The sequence below is a fragment of the Flavobacterium sp. UBA4197 genome (assembly GCF_002379575.1).
Classification (GTDB): domain Bacteria; phylum Bacteroidota; class Bacteroidia; order Flavobacteriales; family Flavobacteriaceae; genus Flavobacterium; species Flavobacterium inviolabile.
In genome coordinates, this window is the sequence record NZ_DFUB01000032.1 from 115,453 (window position 1) to 138,153 (window position 22,701).

At 40.5% G+C, this 22,701-nt stretch carries 27 protein-coding genes; 13 read left to right on the forward strand and 14 right to left on the reverse strand.

The genetic code is table 11. From position 1 onward, the window contains the following. Positions 1-136 precede the first annotated feature (136 nt). The 4 genes from B3394_RS16395 to B3394_RS16410 all read right to left on the reverse strand — a co-directional run bounded on the left by B3394_RS16395 (position 137) and on the right by B3394_RS16410 (position 3,301). Positions 137-616 carry a MarR family winged helix-turn-helix transcriptional regulator gene (locus B3394_RS16395; RefSeq protein WP_177734638.1) on the reverse strand — a complete coding sequence of 160 codons (480 nt, stop codon included), beginning with the start codon at positions 614-616 and terminating at the stop codon, positions 137-139. Then, entirely contained in the window at positions 616-1,110 is a 495-nt protein-coding gene (locus tag B3394_RS16400) for a GNAT family N-acetyltransferase (RefSeq protein WP_286927191.1), read from the reverse strand. Before B3394_RS16400 ends, B3394_RS16395 begins: the two co-directional genes overlap by 1 nt. A gap of 371 nt (positions 1,111-1,481) precedes the next feature. Then, positions 1,482-3,050 (reverse strand): malate dehydrogenase (quinone), encoded by a 1,569-nt coding sequence (gene mqo / locus B3394_RS16405; RefSeq protein ID WP_286927193.1) that lies wholly within the window; start codon positions 3,048-3,050, stop codon positions 1,482-1,484. Further along, positions 3,047-3,301: a hypothetical protein gene (locus tag B3394_RS16410; RefSeq protein WP_286927195.1), complete on the reverse strand. Its 255-nt coding sequence runs from the start codon at positions 3,299-3,301 to the stop codon at positions 3,047-3,049. Before B3394_RS16410 ends, mqo begins: the two co-directional genes overlap by 4 nt. Positions 3,302-3,513: 212 nt before the next feature. Between B3394_RS16410 and B3394_RS16415 the strand changes: the two genes are divergently transcribed. The 5 genes from B3394_RS16415 to B3394_RS16435 all read left to right on the forward strand — a co-directional run bounded on the left by B3394_RS16415 (position 3,514) and on the right by B3394_RS16435 (position 6,388). Further along, positions 3,514-3,930 carry a GNAT family N-acetyltransferase gene (locus B3394_RS16415; protein ID WP_286927250.1) on the forward strand — a complete coding sequence of 139 codons (417 nt, stop codon included), beginning with the start codon at positions 3,514-3,516 and terminating at the stop codon, positions 3,928-3,930. A gap of 150 nt (positions 3,931-4,080) precedes the next feature. Next, a complete protein-coding gene (locus tag B3394_RS16420) occupies positions 4,081-4,500 on the forward strand; it encodes a hypothetical protein (RefSeq protein ID WP_286927252.1) in 420 nt (139 codons plus the stop codon). Between the two features lie 121 nt (positions 4,501-4,621). Beyond that, a complete protein-coding gene (locus B3394_RS16425) occupies positions 4,622-4,951 on the forward strand; it encodes a YegP family protein (protein ID WP_177734643.1) in 330 nt (109 codons plus the stop codon). Positions 4,952-5,130: 179 nt separating this feature from the next. Continuing rightward, on the forward strand, positions 5,131-5,637 hold the full coding sequence (locus B3394_RS16430; protein ID WP_286927254.1) for a GNAT family N-acetyltransferase: 507 nt from the start codon (positions 5,131-5,133) through the stop codon (positions 5,635-5,637). Positions 5,638-5,710: 73 nt separating this feature from the next. Next, positions 5,711-6,388, forward strand: a complete 678-nt coding sequence (locus B3394_RS16435; protein ID WP_286927256.1) for a hypothetical protein — start codon at positions 5,711-5,713, stop codon at positions 6,386-6,388. A gap of 115 nt (positions 6,389-6,503) precedes the next feature. Here the strand turns inward: B3394_RS16435 and B3394_RS16440 are convergent, their stop codons facing one another. After that, positions 6,504-6,686, reverse strand: coding sequence for a CAL67264 family membrane protein (locus B3394_RS16440; protein WP_177734646.1), 183 nt, complete (start codon positions 6,684-6,686; stop codon positions 6,504-6,506). 63 nt (positions 6,687-6,749) lie between these two features. Continuing rightward, positions 6,750-7,754, reverse strand: coding sequence for a DNA polymerase III subunit delta (gene holA / locus B3394_RS16445; protein ID WP_177734647.1), 1,005 nt, complete (start codon positions 7,752-7,754; stop codon positions 6,750-6,752). 55 nt (positions 7,755-7,809) lie between these two features. On the opposite strand from holA, the gene B3394_RS16450 reads away from it, so the two are divergent. From B3394_RS16450 to B3394_RS16460, 3 genes are all read left to right on the forward strand, one after another. Next, positions 7,810-8,256, forward strand: coding sequence for a type I restriction enzyme HsdR N-terminal domain-containing protein (locus B3394_RS16450; RefSeq protein ID WP_286927258.1), 447 nt, complete (start codon positions 7,810-7,812; stop codon positions 8,254-8,256). Positions 8,257-8,270: 14 nt separating this feature from the next. After that, positions 8,271-9,260 carry a glycosyltransferase family 2 protein gene (locus tag B3394_RS16455; protein WP_286927259.1) on the forward strand — a complete coding sequence of 330 codons (990 nt, stop codon included), beginning with the start codon at positions 8,271-8,273 and terminating at the stop codon, positions 9,258-9,260. An 83-nt stretch (positions 9,261-9,343) separates the two neighbouring features. Then, positions 9,344-10,183, forward strand: coding sequence for an OmpA/MotB family protein (locus B3394_RS16460; protein ID WP_177734650.1), 840 nt, complete (start codon positions 9,344-9,346; stop codon positions 10,181-10,183). Between the two features lie 212 nt (positions 10,184-10,395). Here B3394_RS16460 and B3394_RS16465 read toward each other — a convergent pair whose 3' ends face one another. The 3 genes from B3394_RS16465 to B3394_RS16475 are packed head-to-tail and all read right to left on the reverse strand — an operon-like array spanning position 10,396 to position 13,541. Further along, positions 10,396-11,016, reverse strand: a complete 621-nt coding sequence (locus B3394_RS16465; RefSeq protein ID WP_177734651.1) for an L-threonylcarbamoyladenylate synthase — start codon at positions 11,014-11,016, stop codon at positions 10,396-10,398. A gap of 24 nt (positions 11,017-11,040) precedes the next feature. After that, complete coding sequence (locus B3394_RS16470) at positions 11,041-11,190, reverse strand: hypothetical protein (protein WP_286927260.1); 150 nt, start codon at positions 11,188-11,190, stop codon at positions 11,041-11,043. Between the two features lie 11 nt (positions 11,191-11,201). After that, entirely contained in the window at positions 11,202-13,541 is a 2,340-nt protein-coding gene (locus B3394_RS16475; protein WP_177734653.1) for an ATP-dependent helicase, read from the reverse strand. A gap of 156 nt (positions 13,542-13,697) precedes the next feature. On the opposite strand from B3394_RS16475, the gene B3394_RS16480 reads away from it, so the two are divergent. Then, positions 13,698-14,216: a hypothetical protein gene (locus tag B3394_RS16480; protein WP_177734654.1), complete on the forward strand. Its 519-nt coding sequence runs from the start codon at positions 13,698-13,700 to the stop codon at positions 14,214-14,216. A gap of 82 nt (positions 14,217-14,298) precedes the next feature. On the opposite strand, the gene B3394_RS16485 is transcribed toward B3394_RS16480, so the two are convergent. Beyond that, on the reverse strand, positions 14,299-16,044 hold the full coding sequence (locus B3394_RS16485; RefSeq protein WP_286927267.1) for a hypothetical protein: 1,746 nt from the start codon (positions 16,042-16,044) through the stop codon (positions 14,299-14,301). A 209-nt stretch (positions 16,045-16,253) separates the two neighbouring features. Then, complete coding sequence (locus B3394_RS16490; protein ID WP_286927268.1) at positions 16,254-18,323, reverse strand: M1 family metallopeptidase; 2,070 nt, start codon at positions 18,321-18,323, stop codon at positions 16,254-16,256. An 89-nt stretch (positions 18,324-18,412) separates the two neighbouring features. On the opposite strand from B3394_RS16490, the gene B3394_RS16495 reads away from it, so the two are divergent. The 4 genes from B3394_RS16495 (at position 18,413) to B3394_RS16510 (ending at position 21,041) form a co-directional block, all read left to right on the forward strand. Further along, complete coding sequence (locus B3394_RS16495) at positions 18,413-19,144, forward strand: diphthine--ammonia ligase (protein WP_286927269.1); 732 nt, start codon at positions 18,413-18,415, stop codon at positions 19,142-19,144. Between the two features lie 7 nt (positions 19,145-19,151). Beyond that, positions 19,152-19,766, forward strand: coding sequence for a hypothetical protein (locus B3394_RS16500; RefSeq protein WP_286927271.1), 615 nt, complete (start codon positions 19,152-19,154; stop codon positions 19,764-19,766). Positions 19,767-19,844: 78 nt separating this feature from the next. After that, positions 19,845-20,351, forward strand: coding sequence for a hypothetical protein (locus tag B3394_RS16505; RefSeq protein WP_286927273.1), 507 nt, complete (start codon positions 19,845-19,847; stop codon positions 20,349-20,351). A gap of 3 nt (positions 20,352-20,354) precedes the next feature. Beyond that, positions 20,355-21,041 carry an aspartyl/asparaginyl beta-hydroxylase domain-containing protein gene (locus B3394_RS16510; protein WP_273246659.1) on the forward strand — a complete coding sequence of 229 codons (687 nt, stop codon included), beginning with the start codon at positions 20,355-20,357 and terminating at the stop codon, positions 21,039-21,041. 137 nt (positions 21,042-21,178) lie between these two features. Here the strand turns inward: B3394_RS16510 and B3394_RS16515 are convergent, their stop codons facing one another. From B3394_RS16515 to B3394_RS16525, 3 genes are all read right to left on the reverse strand, one after another. After that, the gene (locus B3394_RS16515; RefSeq protein WP_177734661.1) at positions 21,179-21,445 is read right to left on the reverse strand and encodes a hypothetical protein; all 267 of its coding nucleotides are present in this window, start codon (positions 21,443-21,445) and stop codon (positions 21,179-21,181) included. 146 nt (positions 21,446-21,591) lie between these two features. After that, a complete protein-coding gene (locus B3394_RS16520; protein ID WP_286927275.1) occupies positions 21,592-22,035 on the reverse strand; it encodes a hypothetical protein in 444 nt (147 codons plus the stop codon). A gap of 26 nt (positions 22,036-22,061) precedes the next feature. Next, complete coding sequence (locus B3394_RS16525) at positions 22,062-22,427, reverse strand: hypothetical protein (RefSeq protein ID WP_177734663.1); 366 nt, start codon at positions 22,425-22,427, stop codon at positions 22,062-22,064. Positions 22,428-22,701: the final 274 nt, after the last annotated feature.

Below are 22,701 nucleotides of genomic sequence, written 5' to 3' on the forward strand. Positions count from 1 at the left end.
ACACCATTCATATATCGTACTTCTAACTTCTTATATTGAAGAGGGTTGATATTTGAGGTTTGAAGTAACCCTTAATATATCATACTTCTAACCTCCTACATCTTGCCTCTTGCTTTTTGCCTCTTGCTTTTTGCCCTTATTTCCCCTCTTTCAACTGCATCGCCCTTTGTAAAAAACTCTGATTCGCTATTTTACTTTCGGCTTCGTTGATGGCTTTTAATAAATTGTTCTGATTGTCGGCTATTTCATTCAGCGCCGTACTGATAACCTCCCAAACGGGTTTCATTTCTTCAATGAGTTCCTGTCCTTTTGCCGTGAGCAAAATCAGACGTTTGCGTTCGTCTATTTTGTCCTTTTTAGAGCGGATCAGCTTTTGTTTTTCAAGTTCTCTTAACAGGCTTATTGTTGACGGATGGGTATAGCCAATTTCGTTCGCTATTTCCACTACACTCAATACTTCTTTATGATGAAGCGTGTAAATAACCGGAAACCACTTGGGTTCAAACGCAATACCGAAAGCCTTATATACTAAGGCGCCATCTTTACGCAACTGTTCACTAAGACGCTGTAGTCTTGTGGATATGGCTAAAATACCCGATTCATCAATAATATTCATTATACCTGATTTAGCGTTAAATGACAAAATACATTATCGGCACTCATTAACGGAAATTGTTCCGGCAGTGCTTCCTTTTCAATACGGACAAAATGGTTACGTTCGTAAAAACGTAAAGCTGCTTCCAATATTGAAACGGTTCCCAAATATAAGTGTTCTATACCATTTTCTTTGCTATAGGCAATTAAGATCTCTAATAATTGCTGGGCAATCGCCAGCTCTTTACCTCTGTATTCCTTTTTAACAAACATTTTCCGGATGGCACCTTCTTGATCGGCATATTTTACCAAAGCAATAGTACCTACCAGTTCCTCACCGATAAAAGCACCCCAAAAGCCCCCGCCATCAGTATAATAAAAACGGTCAATCGCCAGCAAATCCGGCTGATCTTCTAAAGTAATGGGCACGTTAAACTCCTTTTGCTGAATGCTTAAAATCAAATCGACAGCTGCATTTGAATATTCGTTTTTTATAGGTTTAATAACTGTTTTCATAGTATTTTTATTTACAATACAAAACTACGTAGTTGAATACATATATAATACTTTTTAAGTTGAATTTAACGTTTTTATAAAGAATTGATAAGTGGCAATTAGCAAAGGGCAATTAGTAAAAGGCAAAGGGCAAAAAAATAAAAAAGGCAATTACCAACCTTATAGTGATACATAAAGTTGGTAATTGCCTGATTATTGATTTAAAAATTCTTATACCTTGCTAATTGCTCCTTGCTAATTGCTCCTTGCTCCTTGCCCCTTGCCCTTTGCTTTTTACCTTTCTCTACACCATCAAGCTTGCTCCTTGCCTCTTGCCCTTTGCTACTTCCTTTTCTACACCATCAAGCTTACTCCTTGCCTCTTGCTTTTTGCTACTCCGCAATCTCTTTCCAGACAATTCCCAGTGTTTCACAGTTCTTTTGTCGTATTGCATTTGCTAACGGGATATTATCAGATAGTTTTTGGCCATAAGAAGGAATCATTTCTCTGATTTTCAATTGCCATTCCGGTGTTTTGAGTTTTTCGGCATAACATTTTTCGATGACTTTCAGCATAATCGATACCGAAGTTGAAGCCCCGGGAGAAGCGCCCAGTAAAGCCGCCACACTTCCATCGGAAGCCGTAACGACCTCCGTTCCGAATTGCAGAATACCGCCTTGTGTAGACTGGTCAATTTTAATAACCTGAACCCGCTGTCCGGCAATTCGAAGATCCCAGTCTTCCATTTTTGCTTTGGGGAAATACTCTTTTAAAGCGGCCAGACGCTGTTCGGGTGTTAAAACAACCTGTTCCAGCAAGTACTTTGTCAGCGGTACATTATCCAGTCCGGCTTCCAGCATCGGGCGGATATTATAAAAATTAAAAGATTCCGGAAGATCAGTCCAGGTACCGTTTTTCAGGAACTTCGGCGTAAAGCCGGCAAAAGGTCCGAAAAGCAGCTCCTTTTTGCCGTTGATGATACGGGTGTCCAGATGCGGCACAGACATAGGCGGTGAGCCAACCGAGGCCATACCGTAAACTTTAGCCTGATGCTGTGCAATAATCTCAGGATTGTTACACACCAGCCATTCTCCGCTAACCGGAAAACCGCCGTAGCCTTTGGCTTCCGGGATATGTGTTTTTTCAAGCAGCGGCAATGTCGCACCACCGGCACCAATAAAAACAAAACGGGCGTTGATGGTTTTGGTCTGATTGGTAGTCAGGTCTTTTACATAAACCTTCCAGGTACCGTCTTTATTCCTTTTAAAATTAGTCACCTGATGATTCACTTTCAGGAATGTTTTGGCAGACCTGGTCAGATTTGCCGTCAGTTCCTGCGTTAGTGCACCATAATTAACATCGGTACCGATATCGATTTTGGTTGCCGCTATTTTTTGGGAAGCATCCCTCCCATTCATAACCAACGGAATCCATTTGCTGATTTGCTCCGGATTATCCGAAAATTCCATTCCGGTAAAAAGCGGTGCTTTTTGCAGCGCCAGAAACCTCTTTTTCAGATAGGTAACATTCTTCTCACCGGTTACAAAACTCATGTGTGGCGTGGGATTGATAAACGAATGCGGCGGACCAATTTTTTTAGCCCGTACAAGATAAGACCAAAACTCTTTTGAAATTTCAAAAGACTCGTTAATCTCCACAGCTTTATGAATGTCTATCGTACCGTCACTTAATTCCGGTGTGTAGTTGAGCTCACACAAAGCGGAATGCCCCGTACCGGCATTATTCCATGCAGCCGAACTTTCCTGTCCGACGGCATCTAATTTTTCATACATCGCTACCGACAATCCGGGATCCAGTTCTTTTAACATGGTTCCTAATGTTACACTCATTATCCCGCCACCCACCAAAACAACATCTGTTGTTTCACTTTCGCTGTCTTTTTTATCCGCACAGGAAATCAATACAACAGCGCTTACGAAGTAGATCAGGCACTTTTTCATCGGTTGCTGATTTCAATTAAGATGTTTATGATTTTGGCAAAAGCATATAAAAACAGGAAAATCAGGAATCCTGCAATAAATGTAAAAGCCGGTAATATCCAGGCGCCAATACCTCTGGGAGTAAACAACAGATAACCGGTACCGATAATTGTTCCAAGCGCTACCAGCCAGGCAAATAACGCGAATATGGACGATAGAGTTTTAAGTGTTTTTTGTTGCTTTTTGATGTCATTAGTAGTCGTTGTTTCCATAATTTTTATTTTTTAGGGGTAAATAATTCAAAATAAAACAGTTAACAGTGACTTAAAGATAAAAAAATAACAGCATATTCTTGTTATTATTAATCATATTATCCATTTACAACTGTATAATCGCAGTTATTACTTTTTGATTTATCTTTATCCGGCTGCTTTTAACAGCATATACTCCAACCATTCTTAAACAAAAAACTTTCCAGAGTGCCATGAAATACAAAGCCGTTTATCAGGACGTTAGTCCGGAAACCTATATCCACCTTCGCGTGTCCAGCGGATTAAGCCCTAAAACACCGGAAGTCGCCGAAACAGGATTGCGCCATTCGGTGTGCAGTGTGGTCATTATGGATACCGAAAACGATAACCAGGCTGTCGGGATGGGACGAATTATCGGTGACGGTGCCTGCCATTGCCAGATTGTGGATATCTGTGTATTGCCGGATCACCAGAAAAAAGGATTGGGCAAACTGATCATGCAGCAGTTAAAAGCTTTTATTGACGAATCACTGCCTGCTTCCTGCTATATCAGTCTGATTGCCGACGGTGATGCTTACCGTTTGTATGAACAATACGGTTTTCAGGAAGTCTGGCCGGCTTCGCGGGGAATGGCCTTTCTGAAAAAGTAAACAGCTATCCTCAATACCGCAGATTCCGTTAATTACAAAATTTTCAACCCTTATTACATATTTTAATTAACCTATAACAGGATCAAAATCTTCTTTTTCCTGAAGTGCTAAATTCGCCCCCGCTATCGAATAATACAGCATTTTAAGAAAATGAAGAAAACTATTTATTGCTTCCTGTTTGCAATCGCTTTTATGTGTCCGTCTGTAAACGCCCAAAACAACGAGCCCAAAACCAATACCAATCCAAGCTCCAAAATTGGCTTTTCCCTGTTTGAAGGTACTGTAATTGCCGGTTATGTAGACAAAGGAGCTTACTTAAATTTCGTCGGTCCGAATATCAGTTATACAAACGGAAAGTCAAAGTTATTATTAGGAATGCTTCCATCCCTGCGTTTTAAAGAAGACCATTCCGAACCTAAAAATGCTTTTGTTACGCCAAACTTAGGCGCCGGATTAACCTATTGCTATGGAAAAGTAGCCCTACAGCTTCCGTTTTATTACAATGCCAAAACCGCCACACAAAACGGAAAGTGGAATATGGGAATCGGTATCGGCTACCGTTTTAAGTAGTCTTTCAAGCAGTCCGTTATCCTTTTCCCGTTGTTTATTCACGATCACTTTTACGGAAACCCGTAAGGCTTACCGCTAATTCCGAAGTAATCTTGTTCCTCATAACATTAAAAAAATAACAATGGGAAAATTTGAAATTAAAAAAAGGATCAATGGGGAATTCCAATTCAATTTAAAAGCCGCTAACGGGCAAATTATTCTTACCAGCGAAGGGTATACAACAAAATCCGGATGCCAGAACGGGATTAATTCCGTAAAAAACAATGCGCCGTTAGATTCCCGTTACGACCGGAGAACGGCAACAAACGGAAAATCCTATTTTAATCTGAAAGCAGCAAACGGTGAAATAATCGGTACCAGCCAAATGTATGAAAACGCCAGCAATCGTGATAACGGAATTGAATCGGTAAAAACGAATGCACCAACAGCCGAAATAGCAGATTTGAGTTAATCGCCAATAATTGTAAAGCCATCTTTTTAAGATGGTTTTTCTTTTTTACCTGTCGGCTAATCATAAACAATTATTTTACAAATATCACACACATTATTATATTTAATAAAAAAATCACAAATTTCACTACAATAATCCTATTTATCTTACATTAGCATTCCAACTCAATCTGTATAATTATGATTATTGCAACTAGTACCCTTCAGGATATAGACACTATCTTTCAGCTGTATGAAGCCGGAACCGACTACCAGAAAAGTGTCGCCGAAAAACACTGGAAAGGTTTTGAACGCGGATTGGTCGAAACCGAGATCCGGGAAAACCGCCAATGGAAAATGATAATTGGCGGTGAGATTGCCTGTGTATTTGTCATTACTTATAATGATCCGTTTATCTGGCAGGAAAAAGACCGGGATCCGGCAATTTATATTCACCGCATCGCCACCAATCCGCAGTTTCGTGGCAATGGTTTTGTTAAACATATCGTAGCCTGGGCAAAACAGTTTGCTAAAGAGAACAAAAAAGAATACATCCGCATGGATACCGGAAGTGGTAACGACAAACTGAACAATTATTATATCCAGTGCGGTTTCAACTATTTAGGCGTTTTTGAATATCCCGCCACAGATGATCTGCCGGAACATTATAAAGACGGTTCTTCCAGCCTGTTTGAGATAGTGGTCTAAAAACAGTCGGGATTACGCTCCTTTTTATATCTTCGTTTCAGAAAGAGTTCAAACTGAAATACCCAGCAACTGCATGACCAACCGATTGTTACTGATACTGCTATGTTTTATGGCACTGCCTTCATTTGCCCAACTGCAGCATGGACTTCACGGTCGTGTAAAAAGCACCCGGGAGCATTCATATCGCCCCAAATTAATAAACGATCAATGGGTAAACGGAGCTGCCCATACAGAAGGCAACCAGTTATTTTTATTTGATGAAGAAGGTAAATATACCGAAATGGTCGTTACCGATAGTTTAGGCACTATCATTATGAAACTGGTTCCTTCCTATAAAAACAATAAAATTGGAACTGAAAAAATCTATGATCGCGATGGTAAGTTACTGCAGACCATAACGATGAATTGGCTGTCGCCTACCATAGTGGAATCTGTTAATAAGGATGCCGATGGTAAAAAAATCAATGAAGGAAAAACAACATACCGGAATAACCGGGTACAACATGTCTCCTATCGGGTCTATAAAGACAATATTGTTACCGGGGAATTTTCAGCGGTATTGACTTACAATACAGACAATCAGTTACTGTCGCATAAAACAACCGATTCAAAAGGAGTAATCACTTCTTTTAAAGAGTACCGGTATTTAGCTTTTGACCGTTCAAACAACTGGACCAAAATGCTGGTTTACGACGCTAAAAGCGACAAAAATCCGGAAACAATTGTAATCCGCCAATTGGATTACTATTAGCTTTTCGTTATCCGGTAATCCAAAAAAATAAACCCGAAACAAGTAACTTGTTCCGGGTTTGTTTTTTATATAGAATAGCGCTACATGAACGCTTATCGGATTTCTTATTATGGTTTTATACCCTTCCTTTAAGGGCGTTAAAAACCCATGCATTCGCCAAAAAGCCAATTCCTACCGCTGCGAATCCCCAGCCTGAAACTTCACTGTATCTGAAAATTCCCAAGCCAATCAGTAAAAATCCCATGATAACCATGATTAACGTTGCCCATCCTAAGATGGTATTTTTATTCATTCCCATAATCTTTTTTATTTTGAACGCCAAATATCGTAATAATATCAGTGTGGTAGCGTTTATGAAGTGTTAATTAAAAATCTTAACCAGCATCTCTTTCAGTAAATCATGCTGCGGTAACGCATTAGCACCCACTCCCTTACTTTTCACATCCACATCACGCAGTATCGCTACGATCTGACTCACTTTTTTCATCGGGTAATTCTTAATCGCCACATCGTAATCCTTTAAAAAATACGGATTGACCTTTAAAACTTTCGCCACATTAGCCGGATTTTTATCTTTCAGTCCGTGGTATTGCAATAACTGCGAAAAGAAGCCAAACACTAATCCGGTCGTAACAACCAAAGGATTGTCTTTTGGATTTTGTGCAAAATAATCGGCTATCTGATAGGCTTTCAGCTGATTCTTTTCCCCTATGGCTTTTCGCAATTCGAAATTGTTGTAGTCTTTGCTGAAACCGATATTTTCTTCAATGACTTTTGGTGTGATCGTGCTTCCTTTTGGTAAAATGATCGCCAGTTTGTCCAATTCGTTGGAAATCTTACTTAGATCAGTACCTAAAAATTCCACAAGCATTGCTGCCGCCTTGGGTTCAATCTGATAGCCTTTCCCGGATAAAACGCGTTTTAACCAGTCGCCTACCTGATTTTCATATAGTTTTTTACTTTCAAAAACCACTCCGGCCTTATCCAGTACTTTGGTCACTTTTTTACGCTTATCCAGCGTTTTATATTTGTAACAGATTACCAAAACCGTTGTAGGCTGCGGATTTTCGGCATAACTTTCCAGTTTGTCGATGGTCCGGGATAATTCCTGTGCTTCTTTTACAATCACCACCTGGCGGTCCGCCATCATCGGGTAACGTTTCGCATTCGATACAATCTCTTCTACCGTCACATCGCGTCCATACAAAACCATCTGGTTGAAGCCTTTTTCATCTTCCGATAAAATATTATCTTCAATATATCCTGCCAGCTTATCGATATAATACGGTTCTTCTCCCATCAAAAAATAGATGGGTTTGATGTCGCCTGCCTTTATATCCTTTATGATTTTTAATACTTCGTCCAAAATAGATTCTTTAACAGTTGTCGGGAAATTAAAAACTTCAAATTATATTTGTGCTATGCAAAAATTGAATTTTCCGCCCTATTCCTTCCGGTTCAAAAATAGTGAAAATAAAGTGGCTATTTTTGATGAGATTCGTAAAAAATTTATCCAGCTCACACCGGAAGAATGGGTACGCCAGCATGTCGTTCAGTTTTTACTACTGGAAAAGAACTATTCCAAATCCTTTATTAATGTAGAGAAAGTCATCAAAATTAACGGTTTAACCAAACGTTACGATGCGGTAGTTTTTAAACCAGACGGTTCGATTTTCCTGTTAGTAGAATGCAAAGCTCCCGAAGTAGCCATTACACAGGGCACTTTCGACCAGATTGCCCGGTACAATATGGTGCTAGCGGCCGATTATTTAATGGTAACCAACGGACTAAATCATTATTTTTGCCGGATGGATTATGAAAAACAAGAGTATCGGTTCCTTCGGGAACTGCCCGATTTTATATCCTAAATAAAGCGTATACTTTGAAAAAAACAGCTGTAGTCATATTAAACTGGAATGGCGTAAAATTACTGGAACATTTTTTACCCTCCGTGATCCACCATTCGCCCGAAGCAACTATCTATGTGGCCGATAACGCCTCAACCGATACGTCTGTTGCTTATGTAAAAGCGCACTTTCCTACGGTAAAAATCATTAGCAACAGTCGTAATTTTGGCTTTGCCGGAGGTTATAATAAAGCCCTGAAACAGGTAGAAGAAGAGATTTATGCGCTGGTAAATTCCGATATTGAAGTAACGGAGAACTGGCTGCAACCGATACTTGCACTTTTTGAGCGGGAACCGCAAACAGCGATTATCCAGCCGAAAATACTGGATTACAAACAGAAAACACATTTTGAATATGCCGGTGCTGCCGGCGGTTATATTGACAAATACGGCTTTCCATACTGCCGTGGCCGCATCTTTGATACCGTTGAAGCCGATAAAGGTCAATATGACGACATAACCGAAATTTTCTGGGCATCCGGTGCCTGTATGTTTATCCGGAAAAATATTTTCCGGGAATTAAACGGTTTTGATTCCGATTTCTTTGCACACCAGGAAGAGATCGATTTGTGCTGGCGTGCTTTTAACAAAGGCTATACGGCAAAATACTGCGGTTTTTCTACCGTATACCACGTGGGCGGCGCAACGCTGAATACCGGAAATCCCCGTAAAACATTCCTGAATTTCAGGAATTCCCTGTGGATGATGACTAAAAATTTACCCAAAAAGCAATTGTTCCCTACCCTTTTTACCCGGTTATCGCTGGATGGAATTGCCGGAGTGCGCTTTTTTTTCCAGGGAAAATTCAAACATACCTGGGCTATTCTAAAATCACATTACTACTTTTACCTGTTCATTAACAAGTCATTACAAAAAAGAAATGCCATTCAGTCTGAAAATTATTACCGGACCAGGTCAATAGTTTATCGCTATTACTTAAAAAATGGCAGGTTTTTTGATAAATAAGATTTAACATTAGTTTATCTTTTTAAACTTTAACCCGCAGTAAAATCTTAGTAAATTTGTAATTCCTATAAATTCATCATTTTATGAAAAAAATCGTTATTGCCCTTTCAGTACTTGCAATCACTTTGACCTCTTGTGGTTCAAAGAAAAAAATTGCATCATTAGAAGAAGAAAATAAAAAAATTCAGGACCTTTTAAACACGTGTACCGTTAAGTTAAATTCTTGTTTAACTGAAAAAGACGCTATGGCGGGACAACTTGACTTTTTAAAGAAAAACAACTCCGATTTAATTAATAACATGGGGAATTTGACCACTTTATCTTCAAAAGGTGCTCAAAACCTGGAAAAATCTTTGGAAAGTCTTAAAGAAAAAGATTTAAAAATTACCCGTCTTCAGGATGCGTTAACGAAAAAAGACAGTGTAACGCTTGCTATCGTTACCAGTTTAAAAAGCTCGGTGGGTATCAGCGATCCGGACATCCAGATCAATGTAGAAAAAGGAGTTGTATTCATCTCTATTGCCGATAAATTATTATTTAAAAGCGGAAGCTACGTAGTGAGCGACAGAGCAAAAGAAGTTTTAGCGAAAGTAGCGAAAGTAGTTAACAGCAAACCGGATTTTGAATGTATGGTTGAAGGACACACGGATAATGTGCCTATCAAAAATGCCGTATTAATTGACAACTGGGATTTATCTGTTAAAAGAGCTACCTCTATTGTGAGAGTATTACAGGAAGATTTGGGTGTAAATCCAAAACAATTAATCGCTGCCGGAAGAAGTTTCTATGTGCCTTTAGCAGATAATGACACGCCTGATAACAGAGCTAAAAACAGAAGAACAAGAATTGTTGTCCTTCCAAAAATCGATCAGTTCTATGATATGATCGAAAAAGAAATGAAAAACATGGCTGGTAAAAACTAATTGTTTTTAACACCATCCCTATAAATAGAAAAAGCAGGTCCGAAAGACCTGCTTTTATGTATCCCTAATTTTTTTTTTTAATAACCAATTAAATATTTAAATTAAGAATAGCACTTTGTATAGCTGTTTATAGCGATTTGGCTTAATTTTTCTTACGCTAAGGTATGATATATTATCGTATAAACAAAGATTTTGCCAAAAAACAAGAATAACTACAACACATCCAGACTTCCTTTTCCTTCACGGATAACTTCCGGTTCACTGCCTGAAAGATCAATCACCGTGGAAGCGGTATTATCCCCATAGCCACCGTCTATTACCGCATCGACCAGGTTCTGCCATTTCTCAAAAATCAATTCCGGATCGGTTGTATATTCAATAACCTCATCGTCATCATGAATGGATGTCGATACGATCGGGTTCCCCAACAAGCGAACAATATCCAGGGCAATAGCATTGTCCGGCACCCGGATACCCACAGTATTTTTCTTTTTAAACTCTTTCGGCAGGTTGTTATTACCGGGAAGAATAAAGGTGTACGGTCCCGGTAAAGCGCGTTTTAATATTTTAAAGGTAGCCGTATCGATTTGCTTGACATAATCGGAAATATTGCTCAAATCACAGCAAACAAATGAAAAATTGGCTTTATCCAGTTTGATGCCTTTAATCCGGGCTATCCGCTCCAAAGCTTTCGAATTGGTAATATCACAGCCCAATCCATAAACCGTATCGGTTGGATAAATGACTAATCCGCCATCTTTTAAAATTTTCACAACCTTGGCAACAGCTGCCGGATTGGGATTTTCTGGGTAAATTTTAATAAATTCTGCCATGCTTATAGCTTTTACGGTTAAACATTATTGGGGCTTATCGTTGTGTTCTTTATTTTTCTGCTTCATTCGTTTGAAATAGTAGAACAATAAAAGGCCTAACCCAAAAAACACGGCTGTTATAACAACCTGCCAGATGAGTAATCCTGTTGCATCATGTTGTGTTGCTGTTTCCATTTTTTATAAATTTACCCTATTACATCCAGTTTCGCAAAACGCAGCAATAGTTTTTTGATTCCGCCTACTTCAAATTTAATTTCCGCTTTTTTATCGGCTCCAACGCCTTCCAGGTTCAGGATCTGTCCTTTTCCGAACCGGTCGTGCATAACCACATTCCCTACATTCAGGGCGTTATTGGCCAGATTGGCACTTCCGGATGTTGGTACATTACCCGAAACCGGTTTCAGCTTACGGATATTTCTATCCATTTTCGGTTCCTCGTTATCCGTTATATATTTGGGTGGCGTTCCGGCAATCGGTTTTGCCAGTCGCAGTTTGGATTTATCCACATCGCCAAAAATATCGGCATTAATTGTCGGTTTATAACGGTAATTGGTTTCCACCGGTGTTAAGTATTCCAAATACTGGCTGTCTATTTCTTCAATGAATCGGGACGGCTCGCTATCAACCAGTTTCCCCCAGCGGTAACGCGATTGCGCATAGGTCAGGTAAGCCTGGTGTTCTGCCCTGGTTAAGGCTACATAAAACAACCGGCGTTCCTCTTCCAGTTCACTACGGGTATTCATACTCATCGCACTCGGGAACAGGTCTTCTTCCATCCCTACAATAAATACGGTTGGAAATTCCAGTCCTTTTGCCAGGTGAATGGTCATTAGCGCTACACGGTCGTCATCGCCGGTATCGTTATCCAGATCCGTTGCCAAAGCCACATCTTCCATAAATTCCGATAACGCACCACGGGCTCCGTCTACTTCTTTCTGTCCTTCAATAAAATCTTTGATACCGCCCATCAAAACTTCGATATTCTCAATTCGGGCAATACCTTCAGGCGTGCTGTCTTTTTTCAGTTCCTGGATCAATCCGGTCTTTTTGGCAACATAATCGGTTAGATATAAAGCATCCTGGGTTTCATTAATTACCTGGAAACTTTTAACCATCGTTACAAAATCCTTCAGTTTGCCTTTGGTTCCGGAGTTTAGTTTTAAATCAATTTTATCAATATGTTCCATTACTTCAAAAATGGAACGTTTGTAATGATTCGCCGCTATGATTAATTTTTCTACGGTCGTGCCGCCAATTCCCCTTGCCGGATAATTGATAACACGTACCAAAGCTTCTTCGTCTTTCGGGTTGATAACCAATCGAAGGTAGGACAATACATCCTTGATTTCCTTACGCTGGTAAAATGACAATCCTCCGTAAATACGATACGGAATATCTCTTTTACGGAGCGCATCCTCCATTGCCCGGGATTGCGCATTGGTACGGTACAGAATCGCAAACTGATTGTTGTTCATCTGATGCTGCATCTTTTGCTCAAAAATAGTACCGGCTACAAAACGTCCTTCTTCACCATCGGTTAAACTGCGATGGATTTTAATTTTTGGTCCAAAATCGTTTGCCGTCCAAACCACCTTATCCAGTTTGGTCTGGTTTTTATCGATAATGGTATTTGCGGCTTCCACAATGTTACGGGTAGAACGGTAATTCTGTTCCAGTCGATAGGTGTTTACGCCTTCATAATCTTTCTGAAAGTTTAAGATGTTGTTGATGTTCGCCCCACGGAAGGCATAGATACTCTGCGCATCATCCCCTACCACACAAATATTCTGAAAACGGTCGGACAACGCCCGTACAATCAGGTACTGGGAGTGGTTCGTATCCTGGTACTCATCCACCAGTATATAGCGGAAACGATCCTGGTATTTCATTAAAACATCCGGAAAACGCGTCAGTAATTCGTTTGTTTTTAATAGTAAATCATCAAAATCCATCGCGCCCGATTTAAAGCAGCGCTCAACATAGTTCTGATAGATTTCGCCCATACGCGGTTTTTTACTCATCGCATCGGCTTCCTGTAATTCCGGATTGTTAAAGTAGGCTTTAACGGTAATCAGGCTGTTTTTATACGACGAAATCCTGCCCAAAACCTGTTTGGGTTTGTACACGTCTTTATCCAGCTGCATCTCTTTGATAATCTGTCCTATCAAACGCACACTGTCCTGAGAATCATAAATGGTAAAATTGGAAGGATATCCCAGTTTGTCGGCTTCACTACGCAGGATTTTAGCAAAAACCGAGTGGAATGTTCCCATCCATAAGTTTTTGGCTTCGCTGTTTCCAACAATGCTGGCAATACGCACTTTCATTTCCTTTGCGGCTTTGTTTGTAAAGGTTAAGGCCAATATGTTAAACGAATCAACTCCCTGATGCATCAGGTAAGCGATACGAATGGTTAATACTCTGGTCTTCCCTGAGCCCGCTCCGGCAATCACAATCATAGGCCCGTCTTTCTGTAAAACCGGCGCACGCTGGGCTTCGTTAAGCTGATCAATATAATTTTGCATGGTGATAATATCAAACTTCAAAAATACTACTCATTACGCTTTATTACAATTAATTTACGATAGTTTTTTATTTTGCGTGTTTATTTCTTTATTCGTTTATTTGTAACGCTTTGAGCCGATTTTTAATTCTAATTTTAAAATATTTCCGATCATACTATGGACGCAACCAAAATCGTCGAATTATTAGCATATACTGTTCCTGCAATCATTACCGGTGGTGTAGCTTATTATTTCTTTAACCTGCACACCCAAAATGAAGAAGGACGCCGTCGTTTTTTATTACACAAGGAAGCTCAGAAAAGTGCCCTTCCGATTCGTTTACAGGCCTACGAGCGCATGACCTTGTTTTTAGAGCGAATCAATCCGGCAAAATTACTGGTGCGTATTGCTCCGATCACTTCCGATAAAAATGATTATGAAAGCTTGCTGATCCACCATATCGAACAGGAATACGAACATAACCTGACCCAACAGATTTATATCTCCGAGGAAAGCTGGAATATTATCCTGACCGCAAAACACACTACTATCCAGATTATCCGGAAAGCATCTATGGGTGCTGAAAATGCGAATAAACTGCGTGAAATTATTTTAAGTGATATGATGGAAAAACAATCACCGAGTTCGGTAGCCTTGTCGTTCCTTAAAAACGAAGTGGGCGAATTGTTTCGCTAAACCGTATTCAACTGACCTTAAATAAAAAAGACTTTTCAAATGCATGAAAAGTCTTTTTTCGATTAAAATAACAAACAAACAATTAATTATCTCTGATCACGTGGGCTATCCCCGTAATCGTATGTGTGACCGCCGGATTCATATTATCCGGATAGGTTCCGTTAAACGTAAGGTCTATATATTGTCCTACAGCTCCAAAATTGCTCAGGTTAAAAGAAACCGTATTGGAAATCTGTGAAGAGATATAGTTACCAGGCACTCCTTCAACGCTGAAATTGGTAGTGGTATAGGTTCCCGGCACATTGGTATTACCCCAGATATAAATTCCGGTATTAACGCCATTGCCGTGTATGTTCAGTCCGTTAGGTGTATAGGATGCTCCCAGGTTTGTCAATATATAAACCGTTGGATCATTATCAACCTGATAGGAAATAAATTCCGTCACCGCATTACAGGCGACAATATTACCAATGTTCGTTACCGGGCTGGTAAATGTATAAGTGATGTTACCCGTTGTCTGTAAATTATCATAATCCGATCCTTCTAAAGAAAAGTTCACTGTAGAAGTACCGCAAACCAGCGTATTAAAGCTAAAAACACCGTTTGTAATCATGGCATATTGCGGCTGATTTCCGTAATTTAAAATAACATAACCGTTTGTCACAGCGGCATTGCTGCAATTCACCAGATTCCCCTGTATCTGCGTGGGCATTACTCCCGGATTGTTAACAACAACCGTCGGCAAGGTTGTATTGCCAGAGAAAGGCCCTATTGGTGTTGAACTGATTATTCCGCCGCAGTTATCGTAAATAACCATCGTTAAGCTTTCGTTTGCCGGCACCAGTCCGCAAACCTGTCCGTTCGTATTGGTTGTTCCCATAACCGGATACAAGTTCCCGCTTCTGATAATGCCAACCTGAATACTGGACAATGGGTTACCATTAGCATCTTCCAAAGACACACACATTGAAATTACCGGGAATTGGGCATCGCAGTTCCACCATGAAAAATGGGAAACATTCCCTACATAGGTATTGCCTTGTTTGGTTGCACTTCCTTCCTGGATCCAATACCCTTTCGCATTATCAAAATGCCATAGCGGAATCGTCGCCGGAGCGGAAGCCAGCTGGCTGTTGTCTATTTTCATGACCATTTGCGCGGTATGTCCGCTGGCAATTTGCAGTTTCTGACCGGCACTGCCCCGTAATTCCACATTAAGCATTCCCAGTGTTTCCAAAGCTTTTGCGTTGCCGCTCTCGTCCTGGGCAAATAAAGTTCCCGGCATTAGGCTGCTTAAATTAGCATCAGACGGCAGTAAATGATACATTGAAACACTCACACTGCCGGAATAGGCTGCACCGTTTGCATCCTGAAAAGCACCGTCAAAAACAACTTTCGTTCCGGAAGCAAGCGTTACTTCACTCGCCGCACCGGAAGCAATAACCTGAACCGGCTGTAAAGGCAGCATCATGATTTTTACATTATTATTCCCGTTAGTAGGAACCATCGTACGCGAGCCGTCTACATAACCGGCTTTTTGCGCAGTGATATACGCAAAACGTTCGTAAACCGCAGCCGATTTAATGATAAACACTCCGTTGCTGTCTGTTTGAGCAGTTGTGCTTCCTATTTTGACATTTACACTTTGAATAGGATTGTTGTTAACATCTACTATCTGTCCGATAAAATCACGGGAAACCTGATTTCCAAAATTACCGGAGATATTACCACCTCCGGAACTGCCTCCTTCATAAGTACTTTCAGATTCACATCCGATCGTCAATAGCATGGAAGCCAGTACTACCATTAAGAGTTTGATTTTATTCATAAGCTTGTTGTTTAGTGTTGTTACCTTATAGATACCGTTTGTCTGTATTAGTTGCGTAAATAAATCGCATTTTTTAATATTTATTTAATATAAAAAACAACATTATTTAACAAGCAATACTTTAATAACAACAAAACACTTAAAAATATAAACAAACCCAATTATACGAATTTTAAAAATAAGCCGTACAACAGCTGTTTCCGGCTGCTTTATTCTTCGAGCAGTCTTTTTAACTGTGCCTTTTCATTTTCCGGCAGTTTGGGTAATAATTCCGTCAGATAAGCTTTGTAACGTTCCGTTTTTAGCAGTGTCCGGATGGTTTCCCGGCAGAATTTGCTGAACTGCCATTTGTGATGGGTGGTTCCGTTTACCAGACAGGCTAAGGTATTGCTGTCATTTTTGTTCAGGTACAACAAATTGACCAGCGCATTCTGACGGACGTTACTTTCATATTTCGGGGAAGCATAATCCAGTAGTTCTTCATAAAACGGCATTTTATGATCGTTTTGATAATCGGCTGTGGCAAGTGCCAGCGTCAGCCAGCTTATTCTCAGGTTTTTATCGTTAAATCCCTGCCAGTTCATCGTTTTGTCCAATAATGACGTACGCTCTTCCGGGAATTGCGCCCACAATGCCTTAAGTGCAATCTCCTGAGTGATATAGGACGCATCGTCCAACAGCACTTCATATTCTTTTTTAAAGGTTTTCGGGATGGTGCGCAGTGATTTTGCCACCGCCTGTCTTGCTTTCAGATCTGAAGATTTTAAGGCTACGCGAAACAGAGCTACATTTTGCTCAAACGGTGTGTTTTCAAGCTGATAGATCACTTCTTCCTTAGCCGGATAAAAGGCATCCGATTGTAATACCGCTTCCAGTTTTTGCGCTTTGACCGTTAAAAGCTGATCCTGTAAATCTACTATTTCAAGGTAATCCCGGATAAATTTGTTCTTTTTAACAATCAATAAAGCCTCCGCTATTGGAAATTCGGCACTTTCCAGCCAGTTTTTCCGGAACTGCTGCGTGTCAAAATCCGAAACCTTATTGATTTCGGCTAAAAAGTCATCGGTTATTACATTTTTAAATGCATATTTCTGCAAATAGGCCTGGACGGCTTTCCGGAAAGGCTCCTCACCTACATTAGTGCGCAGATAGTGTAAAGCCCACGCCCCTTTCTGGTAAAAGGTAATCGAACTTGCTTTTTCATTTAACAACGGTATCACATCTGTTTTGGAAGCCCGCAGCAAACGTTCGGCCATTTCATACAATTCCCAGTTAAAATGATCGGCTCCAAAGATTTCCTTTTCTGCCAGTAAGGCATAATACGTCGCAAAGCCTTCCTGCAGCCAGTGGTGTTTGCCCGATTGTGCCGTGATCAGGTCACCAAACCACTGGTGCGCCAATTCATGGGCATTGACATTCACATAGGTTCTGTCGTTAAACCCGGTTTCATCTACTACATAATCCTGGGAAAAAATGGTAGCTGTAGTATTTTCCATCCCGGCATATAAAAAGTCCAGTACCGGAACCTGCCGGTAAACCTGCCACGGGTATTTCACGCCTATTTCACGTTCGAAAAAATCGAATATTTCCTTCGAATAGCGGTAGGTCGGTTCAAATTTAGCCGTATCGGTATCCTGAAGGTAAAATTCCAAAGGAGTGCCCGTTGCCGTAATTGCCGTTTTTTTAGCAAACCTGCCAATAGCCAGCATCGCCAGATAGGAACTCATTGGTTTTTCCATGGCATACTGCCAGACCATCCGGTTATTTTTCAGTTCTTTATTCTTCAGCACACCGTTTGAGAGTACCTGAAAATCTTTATCGTAAGCAATCGTAAGCGAAAAGATCATTTTTTCATTAACATCATCAAAGCTTGGCAGCCAGTGACTGGTGTATTTCCCCTGTCCCTGGGTCCAAATCTGGGCCTGATTGCCGGCTCCTATAAAATAGAGGGTTTGTCTGGGTTGTGCTTCATAATGCAGTGTCAGCTTGTTTTTCCCTTTTTTAAATCCTTCAAAAAGCTGCAGCTTCCTGCCGTTATTTTTAAATGCAACGGTTTTGTTATTGATCTTTACCTGTGTAAAATCCATGCGCTGCGCATCTATCGCGATCGTATCGATTGCTGCCAATACCTCAAAATCATAAGTGATATCGCCGCTTATTTTTTTTGCCGCTACATCAAATGCGAGGGAGGCATTGATTGTTTTAAAGTCTACTTTCTCAAGTTGTTGTGCCTGTGTAAAAGCACAAATAAAATAAATTACCGCAGTTAGTCGCTTCATATCGGGAATAATGGAAAGCTCAAAGTTACAAAGATTGCCCTAACATTTTCGCTGCTTTTTTTGTAAGTTTACGCTTTAATCCTTCTATTTTGAAACCAAAAGCCGTTTTTAACTGGAGCAGCGGAAAAGACGCTACTCTTGCCCTTTATAAAACCCTTCAAAACGATACTTTCGACGTTAATTACCTGCTAACCAGCATCAGCAAGCAATATGACCGGATCTCCATGCACGGGGTTCGTACCGCATTACTGGAGCAGCAGGCGGCCAGCATCGGTATTCCGCTGGTAAAAATGGAAATTCCAGAAATGCCTACGATGGAAGTATATGAAGCCGTAATGCAAAATACGCTCACCGGTTTAAAGGCAGAAGGGATTACCCATTCCATCTTTGGCGATATCTTTTTAGAAGACCTGCGGCTTTACCGGGAAAACAAATTGGCATCCATGGATTTACAGGCTGTTTTCCCGCTTTGGAAAATCCCGACAACTGCACTAATCCGGGAATTTATTGCCCTGGGTTTTAAGACTATCGTAACCTGCGTCAATGAAAAATACCTTGACAAGAGTTTCGCCGGACGGATTATTGACGATTCCTTTATAAACGATTTACCGGACACGGTAGATCCCTGCGGGGAAAACGGGGAATTTCACACCTTTACCTTTGATGGTCCGTTATTTAAGGAAGCTGTTCGCTTTGAAATCGGCGAAATCGTACACCGAAAATATGAAGCCCCAAAAACAGATACCAGCTGCAATACAGATCCCGAAAAAACTCCTGCTCCGGATTATGGTTTCTGGTATTGCGATTTAATTCCAAAATAATACCCTCATGCTCCAACAAATATTCTGCAACCTAATCGCTAAATACGATGCCGATACGAACACTGCCAATGCCCTGTGGCATACTATTGCTAAAAATTACAACAGTTCCGGAAGGTATTACCACAACCTCAGCCATCTTGAAAATTTACTGGCTTCCTTAACGCAGCACAGCGAAATGATTGAAGATTGGGACACGGTAGTGTTTGCTGTTTTTTATCACGATGCCGTTTACAATACCATCAAACAGGACAATGAAGAAAAGAGTGCACAACTGGCCGAAAAAGAATTAACCCGGATCGGATATCCTGCACACCGGATCCAGCGCTGCAAACAGCATATACTGGCAACGAAACGGCACGAATCCGGAACCGATACGGATACCAATCTTTTCACCGATGCCGATTTATCCGTTTTGGGAGCAGACTGGGATATTTATGCCGTTTATTATCGGAATATCCGTAAGGAATATGCCATTTATCCCGACATGTTGTATAATCCGGGAAGAAAAAAAGTTTTACAGCATTTCCTGGCAATGGATACGATCTACAAGACTGCCGTTTACCGCGACCGTTACGAGCAAAAAGCAAAAGAGAACCTGCAGCGGGAACTGGAATTAATATAGTCTGTTAAAATCAGGTAAAACCACTTAATCCGGACAGGCTGCTTTTTACTATTTTTAAGCTCCCAAAATAACACCGGAATGCAGTTTGTACAACATACCCTGGAACTTGAAAAAGTTCTGACATTTCTCAATGAAATCGGCATCGCTATAGTTGAAAAAGAACTGCACGATACCTTTTTACCGGGACTTTCCTTAGGTCCTGGTTGTATTTATGTAGATTTTGAACGCCTGTTATATCCCGGTGATTTATTGCATGAAGCCGGTCATCTCGCCGTTACTACTCCTGCAGAACGGAAAGTAGCCGGAACGGAACAGCAAAGTCCCGACTGGCCTTCGGGCGGTGAAGAAATAGGCACGCTGTTATGGTCGTTTGCCGCAGCACAGCATTTACAGCTTCCGCTTGAATTTGTGTTCCATGCTAACGGTTATAAAAACGGTTCGGACATGCTGATGGATAATTTCAGAAAAGGCAATTACATCGGGCTTCCGTTTTTAGAATGGGCCGGCATGACCTTAAGTGAGGCAAAAGCCGCAACCGAAGGAAAAAAAGCTTTTCCCTATATGCAAAAATGGTTAAGAGAGTAAAGTATGGAACTGGTACGTGCAATAAAATTCCCTTTTACATTTGACAAACAGCGTTTACAGGACGATGTTGCCAAAATAATGTCCTACAAATGGACCGATCATTACAACAAGAACGATTATAACGGAAAATGGACTTCGGTAGCGCTGATGTCGGAAAACGGAAAATCAGATTCCATCCTGGCAATGAACAGTAAAGCAATACACTATACCGATGCTTTGTTATCCTGTGCTTATTTCAAATCGATACTCGATAATTTCCCTTTTGAAAAAACTGCAGTCCGGCTGCTCAATTTAACCGCAGGAACCGAGATAAAACCGCATCGCGATTACTGCCTGGGTTATGAAGACGGCTCTTTTCGCCTGCACATACCGATTATCACCAATCCGGACGTTATATTTATCCTGGATGACAAACGGCTCGTTATGGAAGAAGGCGACTGCTGGTACATTAATGCGAACTTTACCCATTCGGTTGTAAATAACGGTACTGCCGACCGTATTCACCTGGTTATTGACGGACTTCAAAACGAATGGACCGATGCCCTGTTTTATAAAGAAGCTTCGCCGGAACAATTCCAAAAACCGGTTTCGGAACTAACGGAACCGGAAAAACAGCGTATCATTGAGGAACTGAACCGCATGAACCCTCTTGTTTCCGAAAGCATCATCAAAAGCCTGAACAACAGTTGATTTTACCATTACACCCAAAACAACATATCCCTAACAAAGAAGGTAGGCTTAACCAAACCTACCCTCTCCTGTCTATAAACACAATTTATTTATGGAACTCTAAACTATGCTTACTATGACCTTCATTTTATGTGGCATTATAATCGATAAAATCGTTTTGAATCTACAACCGGTTTTGCCATTAACGGAAGGCTTTCTTCCCTGCCGTGGACAATAAAGTCAAAGCTTGCTTTATTCAGTGATTCGTCCATAAAATCCTGTAATCTGAAATCGGCTTTTACCTGCCTGATTGATACTTTTGTATTGTAATCGGTATAGTGATCACTTAAAACCGATTCTGTTCCCAGATAGTACTTTTTTCCGTTAATTGTCGCAAATGCGGAAACTATAAATGATCCGTTCATGGGGCTTTGTTTTTTTGGTTAAACAACGTTCTTTATTTATATAGGATTCGTTTTACACAAGTTGTTTTACCGGGATAAAGCAACTATACTATAAAGGGGGGCTTTTTACGTATTACTCCGAACTTTTAATTTATATATTGATTTGGCTAATTTGCCAGGCTTTGCATCTGCATCCGGGATACCGCGAAACTATTCCACAGGGAACCGCAGAAAATAAGCAGCATACCCACGATTACCGTCCATTGGGTCAATGGCGAAAACGTTCTGCTTATCAAAATGATCAGGGAACCGGTCAGACTTAGTATAAAAGGCGCATATCCTTTTAGTTTTATTTTTTTAAGCAATGCCCACAAATTCAAAATAAGCAGCAGCAACAGCAGCGGAAACAACCATCCGGTATAGGAAATTTTTGCGATTCCGAAGCTTACCAGCATACACATATAGGATGTCCAGCACAAGGAACATTTTGGAAAAAACACCGTCAATACACGCAATACCAATGCAGAAATTGCATGATAAATGCCTTTTTTTTGAATTTCCGGTGCTTCCGTTCCGGAAACAGCGCTGTGATTACAAGTACTCTTATCCATCTTACTAACTTTTAAAGGTTACTTAATTACTGTCTTGAACTTGCCTTTAGACTTTGCAACCACGATGTATCTGCCGGTGGCAGATTTTCTAAAATGATACTTTCTGTTTTTTCATTCACAGTTTCCTTGCTGTTTTCCATTACCGCTGCGCTTTCGCCCCTGGTAAGGGCATTACTTTTCTGAAGCGAATACATTGCTAATAATGATGCTGCTGAGGCATCATCCAAAAGGCTTTTTAAATTAACCGGATTGTTAAATGCTTCCGGAGATTGTGTACCTTCTCCCTGCTGTGTTTCGATCTGAAAAGATTGTGTCATTTTTTGTTCTCCTTTCTGACACATACTAAAAAGAAACAACGAACAGGTTGCAATGGTAATTTGGGAAATTTTCATTTTTTCTACTATCGTTTTTTGGTTATAGTTCAATCGTCAAAAAATACTTAACCTTATAGCCGATAAGATAATTTTGTATACAGCATTTGAAAGCATAAAACTAAAAAGTAGCCCACTGATTTTTATACGTGTTTTTACCTGTTTTTTCAAAAGCAGGGCCAAAGCCGGCCCGGCAGACAACCCGCTATCGATGAGAAACATACCGGCCCAATAGCCCGTATATCCTGGGTTTCGCTTGCTATATCCCATAAAAAATCCCGCTTGCAAACGGGAT

Coding starts and splice junctions, on each gene's coding strand:
- B3394_RS16525 (WP_177734663.1), bottom strand. CDS start 22,427: ATGAAAATTTCCCAAATTACCATTGCAACCTGTTCGTTGTTTCTTTTT.
- B3394_RS16465 (WP_177734651.1), bottom strand. CDS start 11,016: ATGGCAGAATTTATTAAAATTTACCCAGAAAATCCCAATCCGGCAGCT.
- B3394_RS16425 (WP_177734643.1), top strand. CDS start 4,622: ATGGGAAAATTTGAAATTAAAAAAAGGATCAATGGGGAATTCCAATTC.
- mqo (WP_286927193.1), bottom strand. CDS start 3,050: ATGAAAAAGTGCCTGATCTACTTCGTAAGCGCTGTTGTATTGATTTCC.
- B3394_RS16515 (WP_177734661.1), bottom strand. CDS start 21,445: ATGAACGGATCATTTATAGTTTCCGCATTTGCGACAATTAACGGAAAA.
- B3394_RS16510 (WP_273246659.1), top strand. CDS start 20,355: ATGGAACTGGTACGTGCAATAAAATTCCCTTTTACATTTGACAAACAG.
- B3394_RS16430 (WP_286927254.1), top strand. CDS start 5,131: ATGATTATTGCAACTAGTACCCTTCAGGATATAGACACTATCTTTCAG.
- B3394_RS16460 (WP_177734650.1), top strand. CDS start 9,344: ATGAAAAAAATCGTTATTGCCCTTTCAGTACTTGCAATCACTTTGACC.
- B3394_RS16475 (WP_177734653.1), bottom strand. CDS start 13,541: ATGCAAAATTATATTGATCAGCTTAACGAAGCCCAGCGTGCGCCGGTT.
- B3394_RS16480 (WP_177734654.1), top strand. CDS start 13,698: ATGGACGCAACCAAAATCGTCGAATTATTAGCATATACTGTTCCTGCA.
- B3394_RS16470 (WP_286927260.1), bottom strand. CDS start 11,190: ATGGAAACAGCAACACAACATGATGCAACAGGATTACTCATCTGGCAG.
- B3394_RS16400 (WP_286927191.1), bottom strand. CDS start 1,110: ATGAAAACAGTTATTAAACCTATAAAAAACGAATATTCAAATGCAGCT.
- B3394_RS16490 (WP_286927268.1), bottom strand. CDS start 18,323: ATGAAGCGACTAACTGCGGTAATTTATTTTATTTGTGCTTTTACACAG.
- B3394_RS16500 (WP_286927271.1), top strand. CDS start 19,152: ATGCTCCAACAAATATTCTGCAACCTAATCGCTAAATACGATGCCGAT.
- B3394_RS16440 (WP_177734646.1), bottom strand. CDS start 6,686: ATGGGAATGAATAAAAATACCATCTTAGGATGGGCAACGTTAATCATG.
- B3394_RS16410 (WP_286927195.1), bottom strand. CDS start 3,301: ATGGAAACAACGACTACTAATGACATCAAAAAGCAACAAAAAACACTT.
- B3394_RS16415 (WP_286927250.1), top strand. CDS start 3,514: ATGAAATACAAAGCCGTTTATCAGGACGTTAGTCCGGAAACCTATATC.
- B3394_RS16435 (WP_286927256.1), top strand. CDS start 5,711: ATGACCAACCGATTGTTACTGATACTGCTATGTTTTATGGCACTGCCT.
- B3394_RS16485 (WP_286927267.1), bottom strand. CDS start 16,044: ATGAATAAAATCAAACTCTTAATGGTAGTACTGGCTTCCATGCTATTG.
- B3394_RS16395 (WP_177734638.1), bottom strand. CDS start 616: ATGAATATTATTGATGAATCGGGTATTTTAGCCATATCCACAAGACTA.
- B3394_RS16420 (WP_286927252.1), top strand. CDS start 4,081: ATGAAGAAAACTATTTATTGCTTCCTGTTTGCAATCGCTTTTATGTGT.
- B3394_RS16450 (WP_286927258.1), top strand. CDS start 7,810: ATGCAAAAATTGAATTTTCCGCCCTATTCCTTCCGGTTCAAAAATAGT.
- B3394_RS16520 (WP_286927275.1), bottom strand. CDS start 22,035: ATGGATAAGAGTACTTGTAATCACAGCGCTGTTTCCGGAACGGAAGCA.
- B3394_RS16505 (WP_286927273.1), top strand. CDS start 19,845: ATGCAGTTTGTACAACATACCCTGGAACTTGAAAAAGTTCTGACATTT.